Source organism: Lachnoanaerobaculum saburreum DSM 3986 (genome assembly GCF_000185385.1).
In the GTDB taxonomy this organism is placed as follows: Bacteria; Bacillota; Clostridia; order Lachnospirales; family Lachnospiraceae; genus Lachnoanaerobaculum; species Lachnoanaerobaculum saburreum.
Genome location: NZ_GL622296.1, coordinates 1916558 through 1929484, shown reverse-complemented (window position 1 = coordinate 1929484; position 12927 = coordinate 1916558). Strand labels below are relative to the sequence as shown.

Below are 12927 nucleotides of genomic sequence, written 5' to 3'. Positions count from 1 at the left end.
TATTAGCAATGTTCTGTTTTGATATAATAGATAATTCTTATTAATATAACAAAAAATACAAAAATTAGACATAAATTTTGTGACGGGTTATGCGTTTAACCGTTGTGAAAGCTACATTCCTATTGTACAATGGATTTGTCTGGGGGAAAATTTATCCTCTATACTTGCAGATAGGCGGCATTTGCTGTTGTTGCACCGGATTTGCGTTTCACAAGCTGCAAAATTCCTCTGCAAATCCATGCACATGCAAAAGACTTTTAGTAAACGGCAAATTGTTTCGTTATTTACTATGAGCAGGAGCCTAAAGGGATACAACATTTTTAGAATAACAGGAAAAGAAGGGATGGTATGGCACAGAGCAGAGTTAGAATTGTTGATGTTGCAGATGCGCTGGGTCTTAGTACAGCGACAGTTTCAAATGTGATTCATGGTAAAACCGGCAAAATTTCGGATGAAACGGTAAAAAGAGTTCAAGAAGAACTTGAAAAGACCGGATATATTCCTAATATGGCAGGAATTTTGCTTGCAAGAAATAATTCAAGAATTATCGGAGTGGTAGTGAATGATCATCCCAAATATGAGGGCAGAGTTTTAGAAGACGGATTTGTAATGTCGTCATTAAACGCACTTTCTCACGAGGTAAATAAAAAAGGATATTTCCTTATGATAAAAACAACGACAGATATCAATGAAGTAATAGTGTTTGCTTCAATGTGGAATATGGACGGTCTGATCCTGATGGGATTTTGTGAAGAGAATTATGAAAGACTGCGAAATCAGATGAGGATATCTTTTGTTGTATATGACGGCTATTTTGATAAATGCTCAAAATTTGTTAATCTTGTGATTGATCATTATGACGGAGGTTATAAGGCAGGTGAATATTTTAAGAAGCTTGGACATAAAAAAGCATTATGTATTTCAGATAATTATATATGTATGGACAAGGAGCGTATCGACGGATTTTGCAAAGCCTTTGCTCCGGGAGAAACTGTAATCTGGAAAATACCTAATACAAAGAAAGGGAGAGTACGATTTTATAAGGATAAGTTTTTGGAACTTTCAAAGCTTGATATTACCGGAGTTTTTGCAGTATCCGATTATTATGCACTGGACTTTATGCAATTTTTACAGGGGAGAGGTATTCGGATTCCTAAGGATTTGCAAATAATCGGGATGGATGACAGTATGGCAAGCAGGGAAAGCGTTCCGGCATTGACTACAATTCATCAAGATGCATATTTAAGGGCAAAGGCTGCAATCAGATGTATTGAAGATATGCGTGACGGGAAGGAATATGATACAAGAATAGTTCTCCCGGTAAAACTTATAAAAAGAGAAAGTACAAGGGAATTATAATGTCAGAGTTTAGTAAATCATTATGTAAAATAGCTGTTCCTGTTACATTGCAGAGCATGTTGCAGGCATCATTTTCAATTGTTGACCAGATAATGATCGGTCAGTTGGGAGAAATAAATATATCGGCAGTTGGACTGTATGGTAATTTTTCTTTGATTTTTTCTGTGGTAATCGGTGCAGTAGGAACTGTTGCAGGGATATTAACAGCACAGTTTATCGGAGCAAAGGATATGAAAGAAGCATGGAGCAGCTTTGATATAAGCATGGTCTGTGCAGTGATAATATCTGCATTATTTTTGTTTGCATCAGGAATTTTCCCTGCAAGTATTCTTGGACTGTATACAAAAGATGTAGGTATTATAAATATGGGTGCTGTATATTTTCGCATTGTAGCATTTTCATATATTCCGATGGCAATCAGTATCATTTTATCGACATGGCTACGCTGCAAGGAACATGCGGTCATACCGTTTTTTGCAAGTTTATTAGCGGTAGCTGTAAATACAGGACTTAATTATATACTTATATTTGGAAAAGCCGGATTTTTACCTATGGGAATAAAAGGTGCGGCAATTGCAACCCTTGTTTCTCAGCTATTTAACCTCGTATTTATTCTTATCGGATTTATTATTTACATCAAAAAAGATGGGGATAGGCCGATATTGTCATTACATTTTAAAAGGATTAGCATACCGGATTATTTTATAATGGTTATACCTATTCTTGTAAGTGAGTTTCTCTGGAGTTTGGGACAGAATGTGGAAACCGGTGTGTATGGGCATCTTGATACGGCAAATCTTGCGGCATATATGCTTACGGCTCCGATTCAGGGACTGGTTATGGGTGCTTTAAGCGGTTTGTCGGCTGCGGCAGGTGTTATGGTCGGAAAGAGGCTTGGAAAGAAAGAGTATGAGGAGGCATATAGGGAATCAGGGAAAATTATGATTGCGGGGTTAATAGGCGCAGTCTTTATATCATCAATTCTTATATTGTCGGCAGGAGTCTATACCGGATTGTACCGGGTGGATTATAATGTAAAAGAGCTTGGAAAAATTCTTCTTGTAATATTTGCTCTATATGCTCCGGTCAAGGTTGAAAACATGATTCTTGGAGGAGGCATTATAAGAAGTGGAGGCGATACAAAAATTATAATGATTATTGACATTATAGGAACATGGTGTATAGGAATTCCTCTTTGTATGCTTGCAGCATATATGTTTAAATGGGGAATTGTAGGTGTATATACATTGCTTACTACAGAAGAGATATTCAGACTTGTTGTATCACTTATTATTTTTAATAGACGAACATGGATGATCAGTTTATCATAGTGATGTATATTCTGTATTTAAAATATGTCTTTAATATATTCAAGTTATTCTAACAACTCATTCATTATAAAATCCCCTTTTTCTTAAATATACCATAAAAAAGGAAAAGGGGATTTCTTATAGTTTATTTACTCATGCGTTTGTCCTGGCTTTTATAATACGGACATTGAGTTTTAACAATGATTATGATATTATAGAGGCAGTTTGTCTATAAAATATAGGGCATTGCCTAAGAATAAGAGAGGTATATTATGGCTGTTTTTTTATCAACATTATTAGGAAGTGTAGTTAAGGCTATTATTTTTGGAATATTAGCATTAATAGGCATCAAACTGGGCAAAAAAGTAAGAGATATAAGAAGAGGAAAGTAACAGATATATGTGTAACAAAAGTGTAAACGGTGAAAACGGAGTAAACCAGATAAGGAAAAAATTCTTAGAGTTCTTTGAAAGCAAGGGACATTTAGTTATGAAGAGTTTTTCTTTGGTTCCTCACAATGACAATTCACTACTACTAATCAATTCAGGTATGGCACCGCTTAAACCATATTTTACAGGTCAGGAGATACCTCCGAGAAAAAGAGTATGTACATGTCAGAAATGTATTCGTACAGGTGATATTGAAAATGTGGGAAAGACTGCAAGACATGGTACATTCTTTGAGATGCTTGGAAATTTCTCCTTTGGTGACTACTTTAAGCATGAGGCTATTGCATGGACATGGGAATTTTTGACAGAAGTGGCAGGGCTTGACCCGAACAGACTTTATCCGTCAGTATATTTAGATGATGATGAAGCGTTTGAGATTTGGAATAAAGAGATTGGTATTCCGGCAGATAGAATATATAAGTTTGGAAAAGAAGATAACTTCTGGGAGCATGGAGAAGGACCTTGCGGACCATGTTCAGAAGTTTATTATGATAGAGGCGAGAAATACGGCTGTGGAAAACCGACTTGTACAGTAGGTTGTGACTGTGACAGATATATGGAAATCTGGAACAATGTGTTTTCACAGTTTAACTCGGACGGTAAGGGAAATTATACAGAACTTATCCAAAAGAATATAGATACAGGTATGGGACTTGAAAGACTTGCAGTGGCACTTCAGGATGTGGAGTCAATATTTGAAGTGGATACCATAAAAGCACTTCTTGATAAAGTGGCGGAGCTTGCACATACATCATACAAAGAAGATGAGAAAAAGGACGTGTCACTTCGTCTTATTACAGACCATATCAGATCATGTACATTTATGATTTCGGACGGTATTATGCCAAGCAACGAGGGCAGAGGTTATGTACTTAGAAGACTTTTAAGAAGAGCCGCAAGGCATGGAAGAATGCTTGGTATAAAGGATACTTTCTTGGCAAACCTTGCAAATAAAGTTATTGAACTTTCCAAGGACGGTTATCCTGAACTTGAGGAGAAGAAAGAGATGATTCTAAAGGTTCTTACTGAAGAGGAGAATAAATTTAATAAAACTATTGATCAGGGGCTTTCAATACTTTCAGATATAGAAGAAAATCTTTCTAAGAGCGGTCAAAGGATAATTTCAGGTGAAGATGCCTTCAGATTGTATGATACATACGGATTCCCTCTTGATCTTACAAAGGAGATAATAGAGGAAAAAGGCTTCAGTGTGGATGAGGACGGCTTTAATAAAGCTATGGAGGCACAGAGAAATCAGGCAAGAGCAGCCAGAAAAGCTACAAATTATATGGGTGCGGATGTTACAATCTATCAGTCACTGGATCCGAAGCTTACATCAGTGTTTGAAGGATATGACAGCCTTACAGATACCGGAAAGATAACAGCACTTACAACAGAAGATGAGATAGTTGAAGCTGTAGCAGAGGGTGATCATGGCACAATTATTCTTGATAAGACTTCATTTTATGCCACTATGGGTGGACAGAATGCCGATATAGGTATTATAAAGACAGCCAACTCCGTATTCAATGTGGTGGATGTTATAAAGCTTGGCGGCAATAAAATAGGTCATGTGGGCTATGTAAGTCAGGGAATGTTTAAGCTTGGCGATACTGTGGAAACTGTAGTAGATGCGGAGAACAGAAGAAGGACAGCTGCGAACCACTCGGCAACTCATCTTTTACACAAAGCTTTAAGAGAGGTACTTGGTAACCATGTTGAGCAGGCAGGCAGCTATGTAGATGCAAGGAGGCTTAGGTTTGACTTTACACATTTTAAGAGTCTTTCAAAAGAAGAGCTTGATGATGTGGAGGCACTTGTAAACAGAGAGATAAATAAATCGCTTCCTGTGGTTACAGATGTGATGGATGTAGAGTCTGCCAAAAAAAGCGGTGCTATGGCACTCTTCGGTGAGAAATATCAGAAAGATGTAAGGGTTGTGAGCATGGGAGACTTCTCAAAAGAGCTTTGTGGCGGTACTCATGTGCATAATACAGCCGATATCAAACTTTTTAAGATAATTTCAGATAACGGTATTGCAGCGGGCGTAAGAAGAATAGAAGCACTTACAAATGACGGTGTAATAGAATTCTACAAGAATATTGAAAACAGAATGAATGAGTGCGCCAAGCTTTTAAAAACAAATGAGAATGAACTTGTATCAAAGACTGAAAGTGTCTTAGAAGAGATAAAGACTCTAAAGTCTGAGAATGAGAAGCTGAAAGCTAAACTTGCAAGCGAGGCACTTGGAGACAGCAAGGAAAGTATTGAAGAGATAGGCGGTATTAAGTTCATTGCAATGCATGTAAGCGGTGTTGAAATGAATGAGCTTAGAAATCTCGGAGATAAACTTAAATCTGATGTAGATGACGGAATGGTAGTACTTGCATCAGATGTTGACGGCAAGGTAAACCTGCTGTGTATGGCAGGTGATAAGGCACTGGCTGTGGGTGCGCATGCCGGAAATATTATAAAGGGCATTGCCGCAATTGTAGGCGGAGGCGGCGGTGGCAGACCGAACATTGCACAGGCCGGAGGAAAGAATCCGAAAGGCATCAAAGATGCACTTGATAAGGCGAAAGAAGTATTCAAAGCACAGCTGAATTAGGGGGCGATTATGCGAATTTTACAAGCAAAAGATTATAAAGAGATGAGTGAGATGGCGGCGGATATCATAGGGGCACAAGTTTTATTAAAACCTGATGCCGTACTTGGACTTGCCACAGGTTCCACACCTATCGGAACCTATGAAGAATTGGTGAAAAGATATGAGGCCGGCAGACTTGACTTTAGCAAGATAAAGACAGTAAATCTTGATGAGTACAGAGGACTTACAAAGGATAATGCTCAGAGCTACTATTACTTTATGCACTCACATCTTTTTGACCACATCAATATAGACAAGACTAATACCAATGTACCTGACGGTATGGAGCCTGATGCACTGAAGGCAGGAGAGGATTATGAGAATATCATAAATAAATTCGGCGGCATTGACTTGCAGCTGTTAGGTCTTGGAAACAATGGTCATATCGGATTTAATGAGCCATGTGATGAATTCATAGATAAGACTCATGTAGTAGATCTGACACAGAGTACAATAGAGGCAAATAAGAGATTTTTTGAAAGTATTGATGATGTGCCGAGGCAGGCATATACTATGGGAATAGGCAGTATTATGAGAGCAAAGCGTGTACTTATGCTTGTAAGCGGAAAGGGAAAGGCACAGATAGTAAAGGATGCGTTCTTCGGTTCTGTAACACCGAAGGTGCCTGCATCCGTGTTGCAATTACATAATGATTTTATTCTGATAGGTGATGCGGAGGCTTTATCATGCTTATAAAAAATGCTATTGTATTTGACCCTGATAAGGTATTTAGAAACAGAGAGATAAATATTTCAGGAGAAAAATTCGTAGAGTCATCATTTATGAATCTTGGATTTTCATCAGATAGTGATAAAAAGCATGAAAAAAGACAGATAGATGCTACAGGGCTCTACGCAATACCCGGACTTATAGATATACATTTCCATGGCTGTATGGGTGATGATTTTTGTGATGCAAAAGATGAAACTATAAAGAATATAGCAAAGTATGAGGCAAGGTCGGGAATCACAAGTATTTGCCCTGCAACTATGACAATCTCAAAGGATGAACTTAGAGAAGTTATGAGAAAGGCTGCCGCCTATAAGAGTGAAGAGGGAGCAAAACTTGTAGGTATAAATATGGAAGGCCCTTTTATAAGTGAAGCAAAAAAGGGCGCTCAGTCATCAAAATATATACTGAAATGTGATGCAAAGTTGTTTGATGAGCTTAATGAATTATCGGGAAATATTATAAAGCTTGTAGATATCGCACCTGAAAATGAAGGAGCGATGGAGTTTATCAAAGAGGTAAAGGACAGGGTGATAGTGTCTATTGCACATACAACGGCAGATTATGACACTGCAAGCAAGGCTTTTGAAGAGGGAGCATCTCATGTTACTCATCTTTACAATGCAATGCCGCCTTTTACACATAGAGCTCCCGGAGTTATCGGTGCAGCTGTTGACAATAATACAGTATGTGTAGAGCTTATCTGTGACGGCATACATATTCATCCGGCAGTGGTCAGAGCTACATTCAAAATGTTCGGCAATGAGAGAGTTATACTTATCAGTGACAGCATGAGAGCCTGCGGTCTTGAAGACGGAGAGTACACTCTGGGAGGTCAGAAGGTATATGTTACAGGCAGAAAGGCTGTACTGGAAGACGGCACTATTGCAGGTTCCGTTACAAATCTTTTTGAGTGTATGAAGAGAGCTGTACAGGATATGCATATCAGGCTTGAAGATGCAATAGCGGCAGCGACAATTAATCCTGCAAAACAGATAGGAATATTTGACAAGGTTGGAAGCATTGAGGACGGAAAATATGCGGACCTTGTGTTGATGGACAAGTCTCTCAACATAAAGGCGGTATATGTACATGGCAAAGAGATATATAGCAAATTATAATTGTGTGAGGTAGAACAAAAATTCTACCTCTTTTGTATTTATTGACAGATTATATAAAATTTTCTATATATTATTCTGATATTTTTAATAAAATGTAAAATCCAAATAATGTATTATTTGGGTTCAATAAGATTAGATAAGTAAATAATATTAATCATATAATAAAAAAGTTGTACATTTGTCTAAATTGTGCTAAAATTTAGTTGTGAGCTTTATTGAAAATACATTGTTTTCTAAGGGGAGGTTTTCTTGAATGAGTGTACAATTATTGGATAAGACTAGAAAGATTAACAAGTTATTACACAATAATAATTCACAAAAAGTAGTATTTAATGATATTTGTGGTGTTTTATCAGAAATACTGGAGGCAAACAGTCTTGTTATTAGTAAAAAGGGGAAGGTATTAGGAGTTGGAGCACATAATGGCACATCTGAAATCACAGAATTGATTGCCGACAAAGTCGGAGGATTTATAGATGAGATGTTAAATGAAAGGCTACTCGCAATATTGTCCACTAAAGAAAATGTTAATCTTGCAACACTTGGATTTGACGAGAAAAATGTAAACAGATTTCAGGCTATTATAAGCCCGATTGATATTGCAGGTTCAAGACTGGGTACGGTATTTATTTACAAAGAGGAAAAAGGCTTTGATATAGATGACATAATATTAAGCGAATATGGTACAACAGTGGTAGGACTTGAAATGATGAGAAGTGTAAATGAGGAGAATGCGGAGGAGAACAGAAAGATTGCTATTGTGAAGTCTGCAATATCCACACTTAGCTTTTCAGAACTGGAAGCTATAATACATATCTTTGAAGAGCTTAACGGCAATGAAGGTGTGCTTGTAGCAAGTAAGATAGCTGACAGAGTAGGAATCACCAGGTCGGTGATAGTAAATGCACTAAGAAAATTTGAAAGTGCAGGCGTAATAGAAAGCAGGTCATCCGGCATGAAGGGTACTTACATCAAAGTAATAAATGATGTGGTATTTGCAGAGCTGGAAGAAGTGAAAAAAGAACAGAGTATCAAATAAAGTAAGCATATTAAGGACCGGCAGTTGTCGGTCTTTTTTAAATAAACAGTACAATAGATACAGATTGTATATTGCTGATATAGTAGAGTATATGTAAGAGGTAAGTACAGATGAAATATGATGAACTTGATTTTTTTGAATTTTTTGAGAGTGAGCCTTTCTATCTTTTTGAAAAAGAGGTGGGCATTTGCAGTTACTCATATGAAAAAGATGATTTTAAAATATATGCTTCTTTATCATGTTATGAAGATTGTATAGGTATTGTGATTTCATATAAAGAAAGTACAGTTTACAGCGGAGAGATAAGAAATATAAAAGAAATAAAGAAGTTTGATACAGATATACTTAAAGTAGTAACAGATAAAAATTGGATATTTCTAAAAAAGTGGCCAAATATCGGAATTGATTTTGATGAAAGGTTAGAATAGGAATCATATAATAAATTTAAAAAGGAGTATAGAATGCTTAAGATAGGTGAAAAGTACTGTTTTGAAGATGATGTAGCAGATATTGAAAGAATTTCAAATAATGAAGAACTTGGAAGATATGAGTTTATTGCAAAAAATACTTTAGGTGATGAAGTCAGATGCAGCATCTATCTTGCAAATGAATGGAATATAGCTCAGATTTGTATTTTAGGATATGTTTCCGGAAGATATAAAAAAACTGATTATAAATAGGAGTATGGAATGAAATATATGGATTGGGGTAATATGCGAAACGGACTTGAGGCGTTATATTTTCTTGACAATGCCTTGACTGATCCTTCTGAGGAATATCTTCGAATAATTTATAAAGAAGAAAATGAAACTTATTTAAAGTATATTGTTGATAACGGCTCAGGCGATACTCTATATGTTATTTTTATGGAAGATATTGTATTAATAAAGGGATTTGCACATGAAAGCAGTTTGAGTCAGTTTGCTAAGGAAAAGTTTGATAGAAATGTTATAAAAAAGATATATGACGGTGTTGATGAAAAATATATTTCGCTTTTTGATGACCGGGAAATAGATAAAACAACATTTTTCATTTGGTATGACGGAAAAATTCATCAAAATAAATTGTCAGATGATGACGGAAGCAGATGGATGCTTGGATATATATGTGAAACATATGATGATTTCAAGGAATTTGTAACAGATTATTATGAAATAGATTTTGATGAAAATTTGCTTGAAAAGTTATATACTGAATGTAAGCTTGATGAGAATGAATTATCAGAGCTTATAGGGGGTTGATCTTAATGGAACTCATTGATTATATGAGAAAAAGAAACCAAATGACTGAGAACGAATGGGAAAACTCTTTTGATAAAAAGGAGCAGGAAATTCTTGTACTTAGGCATGAAGGTGATGTTACAAGTAAGAGAAACGGATTTTGGGAAGTGGCGGTTTTTTGCCTGGCTTATATAGATTGTGAAACAGGAGAGCTACATAAAGAAGAGTGTAGGTTTGTGTTTGCTGCAAGTGAAAAAGAGTATGATAATCATTTGATACCGGAATTTGATAAAGAAACTGTCTATCATTTAAAAGTACGTAAGAAATTACCTGAAGAATTGCCGGAGATTATGATAAAAAGTCTTGATTTTCTTCTTGTAGATGTAATAGAAAAAAATGTAAAAAGTCCGGAACTTGAAGAAATACTGGCAGAGTACAAAAAGCCTATAATCATAGAGGATGATATATTGGGTGAGCTTTTGTATGATAGAACTATAAACAGCTTTGATGGGCATATTCCTTGGCTTGATAAAAAAATTGATATTTCCTTGGATGTTGATAAAGACAACAAATCGGGAATTACAAAGGCAAGAAAAGCTATGAAAGAATTGTACTTAAGCGTTGAAAAATGGGATGCTGAAATGAGAATATTTGCGGCTAAAAAGCTTATAGACCTTGCAAGAGATTGGTGTGAATCCGAGGAAGAAGCCTTAAAAATCACAGAAGAGAGCTTTGCCGATAGAATAGGTATTGAATCAATTTCTATTACATCCGGCGGTTCATTCACAGCATATTTTAATGATGATGATATTTTTGCAGAGCATTGCATAACAGTTAGCGGAAGCCTGAAAAAAGGTATTACATTTGCAAGTATGGGAGGATGAAAGGAATTATATGATAAGAGAAATAGATATATCTGATGCAGAAGATATACAAAAAATATGCAAAACATCTTTAGGGTATGATGTTGATATAAGTACAGTAAGTAATCAGATAAAGAAATTGTCATGCGATAATAAAAATCATATCTTGGCGGTATATGAAGATGAGAATACAAAGAAGGTTATCGGATTTGTTCATGCACAGGTGTATGAAAGTGTGTATAGCGATACAGGACTTAATATATTGGGTTTGGCTGTGAATCCTGATTTCCATGGCAATGGAGTCGGTAAAAAACTAATTGGTTATATTGAAAAATATGCTATGGATAACGGTATTTCATTTATCAGACTGAATTCGGCAAACCATCGTGTAGAAGCACATAAATTCTATGAGAATATAGGATACAAATGTGATAAGTTACAAAAAAGATTTATAAAAATATTTTAATATTTAAGGATAGAAAAAATGGGACTAAGAGCAAGTTATCAATATTTAGGTGATAAAGAGTTGGAAGCACTTGAAAAATTTGACAATGAGGAAGATATTTTTGAAACGGTGGAAGACCGGAATGAGGAGGCGGAAATACTTCTTGATATAGATAAGAACTGGGATCTGCTTCACTATATGCTGACGGGAGTCAGTGCATCAGATCCTATATGGGAAGATCCTCTAAGTGAAGCTGTGGTGGGTGTGACTTCGATAGAAAAAATAGAAGATTTTATAGCCTATACAAAAAAAGACAGAGTTAAGGATATATTAAAAGCACTTGAAGATTTTGATATGGAGAGTGCTTTGGAAAGCTTCAGTTTGGAAGAAGGTAAAGAGGCAGATTTATATCCTAATATTTGGGACTATGAAGAGGAAGAAGATGAAATAAAAGAAGATCTTCTTGATTGTTTTGAAAGAATGAAAGACTTTTATAAGGAAATTTTGGAAGCGGATGGAAATGTCTTGGTTACAATCTATTAAGGATTTGAAATATTTATTGTTTCTGCTTGTACCTGTGGGAATATATCTTATGGTTATCGGCATTAAAAAGGTAACCGGATTTGCTAAGGCTAAGATGATATATGAAATGCCTGTAAGCTTAATAGACGGAAGCTTTTCACTTGATGAAATCGGTAAATATGATATATGGCTTTGTGGGAAAAAGTATTCAGTATCTCCTATTTATAATTTAGATATTAAACTAAAAAATAACGCTACAGGAAAGTTTGTAATATTATATCCGGATCTTTTTAGGACTACGGCAAGCAGTTTTAAGGATGCAAGAGTTAAGCTGTATACATTTGGTGTGGAGAGCGGAAGTTATAATATCTCACTAACGGACAGAGTAGAAGAAAGAGAGAATATTATAAATAACAGAGGTATTGATTACAGGAAGTTTTCCATACAGATTCGTGAAAATGTTAAGGGGCTAACTATATTCTTGGGTGTTTTGGGTATTATACTGGGATTTATGGCTATTGATGTGGGATTGGTATTCCCTCTTTTATATAAATTTTAAGGAGAAGATTATGCAAATAAAAGTCTATATGAGTAGAAGCAGTATGTGTATGGCAGATGATGTAAATGCACCGAATCCCGGTACATTTATTTTGCCGGATACATTGGAAGAGTTTGTAAATATCGTAGATGATAAGTTGCCTTTTGGAAGGTGGGATTGCTATTTTGGAAAGTATATAAAGACCGATTCAAAAGATTCAAGGCTTGAGGACGGAATAATGGTTTTGGGAATCAATCCGAAGTACGAGGCACCGATAGTTTCAAGGTGTTATAATGAAGACGGAAAGGTTATAATAAAGCATGATGATAACTGGCATGAAGAGATTGTAAACTACCCATATTTATATTTTTATAAGAAGGACTAACATTGGAAACAGGTAAGGCTTATATTGTCAGAAAGAATATTTTTAACTTTAAGGTCGGTCAAATATTGACTCTAAAAAGATGCGGTTACCAGGCTTACTACGGTGAGTATAATTATGTTTTTACGGATACGGAGAATACAAGTATATGTATTGTCTTAAGAGATGATGTAGATGATGATATGAAGATATATCATCATTTGGATGAATATTTTGAAAAGGAGACTTATATCAATGAAAGAAAATATAGAAAATGAACCTGATTCAATTAAAGAGTTTTTTGCTATTCGAATGGATGCAGAG

At 35.8% G+C, this 12927-nt stretch carries 15 protein-coding genes; all 15 read left to right on the top strand.

The annotated features are described in order from the left end of the window. Nucleotides 1–348 precede the first annotated feature (348 nt). Entirely contained in the window at nucleotides 349–1359 is a 1011-nt protein-coding gene (locus HMPREF0381_RS08905; RefSeq protein ID WP_008751637.1) for a LacI family DNA-binding transcriptional regulator, read from the top strand. Then, the gene (locus tag HMPREF0381_RS08900) at nucleotides 1359–2690 is read left to right on the top strand and encodes an MATE family efflux transporter (protein ID WP_008751636.1); all 1332 of its coding nucleotides are present in this window, start codon (nucleotides 1359–1361) and stop codon (nucleotides 2688–2690) included. The genes HMPREF0381_RS08905 and HMPREF0381_RS08900 overlap by 1 nt, the downstream gene beginning before the upstream one ends. A 378-nt stretch (nucleotides 2691–3068) precedes the next feature. Then, nucleotides 3069–5726: an alanine--tRNA ligase gene (gene alaS, locus HMPREF0381_RS08895; RefSeq protein ID WP_008751634.1), complete on the top strand. Its 2658-nt coding sequence runs from the start codon at nucleotides 3069–3071 to the stop codon at nucleotides 5724–5726. A 9-nt stretch (nucleotides 5727–5735) separates the two neighbouring features. After that, a complete protein-coding gene (nagB, locus tag HMPREF0381_RS08890) occupies nucleotides 5736–6461 on the top strand; it encodes a glucosamine-6-phosphate deaminase (protein WP_008751633.1) in 726 nt (241 codons plus the stop codon). Then, the gene (gene nagA / locus HMPREF0381_RS08885) at nucleotides 6452–7615 is read left to right on the top strand and encodes an N-acetylglucosamine-6-phosphate deacetylase (RefSeq protein ID WP_008751632.1); all 1164 of its coding nucleotides are present in this window, start codon (nucleotides 6452–6454) and stop codon (nucleotides 7613–7615) included. The genes nagB and nagA overlap by 10 nt, the downstream gene beginning before the upstream one ends. 253 nt (nucleotides 7616–7868) lie before the next feature. Continuing rightward, complete coding sequence (gene codY / locus HMPREF0381_RS08880) at nucleotides 7869–8654, top strand: GTP-sensing pleiotropic transcriptional regulator CodY (RefSeq protein ID WP_008751631.1); 786 nt, start codon at nucleotides 7869–7871, stop codon at nucleotides 8652–8654. A 110-nt stretch (nucleotides 8655–8764) separates the two neighbouring features. Next, a complete protein-coding gene (locus HMPREF0381_RS08875) occupies nucleotides 8765–9082 on the top strand; it encodes a hypothetical protein (protein WP_008751630.1) in 318 nt (105 codons plus the stop codon). Nucleotides 9083–9115: 33 nt separating this feature from the next. Continuing rightward, nucleotides 9116–9334 carry a hypothetical protein gene (locus HMPREF0381_RS08870; RefSeq protein ID WP_008751629.1) on the top strand — a complete coding sequence of 73 codons (219 nt, stop codon included), beginning with the start codon at nucleotides 9116–9118 and terminating at the stop codon, nucleotides 9332–9334. Between the two features lie 9 nt (nucleotides 9335–9343). Further along, nucleotides 9344–9895: a hypothetical protein gene (locus HMPREF0381_RS08865; protein ID WP_008751628.1), complete on the top strand. Its 552-nt coding sequence runs from the start codon at nucleotides 9344–9346 to the stop codon at nucleotides 9893–9895. Nucleotides 9896–9900: 5 nt separating this feature from the next. Then, nucleotides 9901–10758, top strand: coding sequence for a DUF2262 domain-containing protein (locus HMPREF0381_RS08860; protein WP_008751627.1), 858 nt, complete (start codon nucleotides 9901–9903; stop codon nucleotides 10756–10758). A 10-nt stretch (nucleotides 10759–10768) separates the two neighbouring features. Continuing rightward, nucleotides 10769–11203, top strand: a complete 435-nt coding sequence (locus HMPREF0381_RS08855) for a GNAT family N-acetyltransferase (RefSeq protein WP_040461335.1) — start codon at nucleotides 10769–10771, stop codon at nucleotides 11201–11203. Between the two features lie 18 nt (nucleotides 11204–11221). Then, nucleotides 11222–11725 carry a YfbM family protein gene (locus HMPREF0381_RS08850; RefSeq protein WP_008751625.1) on the top strand — a complete coding sequence of 168 codons (504 nt, stop codon included), beginning with the start codon at nucleotides 11222–11224 and terminating at the stop codon, nucleotides 11723–11725. Beyond that, on the top strand, nucleotides 11703–12263 hold the full coding sequence (locus HMPREF0381_RS08845) for a hypothetical protein (protein ID WP_242824416.1): 561 nt from the start codon (nucleotides 11703–11705) through the stop codon (nucleotides 12261–12263). Before HMPREF0381_RS08850 ends, HMPREF0381_RS08845 begins: the two co-directional genes overlap by 23 nt. Before the next feature lie 10 nt (nucleotides 12264–12273). Continuing rightward, entirely contained in the window at nucleotides 12274–12627 is a 354-nt protein-coding gene (locus HMPREF0381_RS08840; protein WP_040461333.1) for a hypothetical protein, read from the top strand. Between the two features lie 2 nt (nucleotides 12628–12629). Then, nucleotides 12630–12881, top strand: a complete 252-nt coding sequence (locus HMPREF0381_RS08835) for a hypothetical protein (protein ID WP_008751622.1) — start codon at nucleotides 12630–12632, stop codon at nucleotides 12879–12881. The last annotated feature ends 46 nt before the right edge of the window (nucleotides 12882–12927 follow it).

Coding starts and splice junctions, on each gene's coding strand:
- HMPREF0381_RS08845 (WP_242824416.1), top strand. CDS start 11,703: ATGTCTTGGTTACAATCTATTAAGGATTTGAAATATTTATTGTTTCTG.
- alaS (WP_008751634.1), top strand. CDS start 3,069: ATGTGTAACAAAAGTGTAAACGGTGAAAACGGAGTAAACCAGATAAGG.
- HMPREF0381_RS08905 (WP_008751637.1), top strand. CDS start 349: ATGGCACAGAGCAGAGTTAGAATTGTTGATGTTGCAGATGCGCTGGGT.
- HMPREF0381_RS08840 (WP_040461333.1), top strand. CDS start 12,274: ATGCAAATAAAAGTCTATATGAGTAGAAGCAGTATGTGTATGGCAGAT.
- HMPREF0381_RS08900 (WP_008751636.1), top strand. CDS start 1,359: ATGTCAGAGTTTAGTAAATCATTATGTAAAATAGCTGTTCCTGTTACA.
- HMPREF0381_RS08855 (WP_040461335.1), top strand. CDS start 10,769: ATGATAAGAGAAATAGATATATCTGATGCAGAAGATATACAAAAAATA.
- HMPREF0381_RS08875 (WP_008751630.1), top strand. CDS start 8,765: ATGAAATATGATGAACTTGATTTTTTTGAATTTTTTGAGAGTGAGCCT.
- HMPREF0381_RS08850 (WP_008751625.1), top strand. CDS start 11,222: ATGGGACTAAGAGCAAGTTATCAATATTTAGGTGATAAAGAGTTGGAA.
- HMPREF0381_RS08865 (WP_008751628.1), top strand. CDS start 9,344: ATGAAATATATGGATTGGGGTAATATGCGAAACGGACTTGAGGCGTTA.
- nagA (WP_008751632.1), top strand. CDS start 6,452: ATGCTTATAAAAAATGCTATTGTATTTGACCCTGATAAGGTATTTAGA.
- HMPREF0381_RS08870 (WP_008751629.1), top strand. CDS start 9,116: ATGCTTAAGATAGGTGAAAAGTACTGTTTTGAAGATGATGTAGCAGAT.
- HMPREF0381_RS08860 (WP_008751627.1), top strand. CDS start 9,901: ATGGAACTCATTGATTATATGAGAAAAAGAAACCAAATGACTGAGAAC.
- nagB (WP_008751633.1), top strand. CDS start 5,736: ATGCGAATTTTACAAGCAAAAGATTATAAAGAGATGAGTGAGATGGCG.
- codY (WP_008751631.1), top strand. CDS start 7,869: ATGAGTGTACAATTATTGGATAAGACTAGAAAGATTAACAAGTTATTA.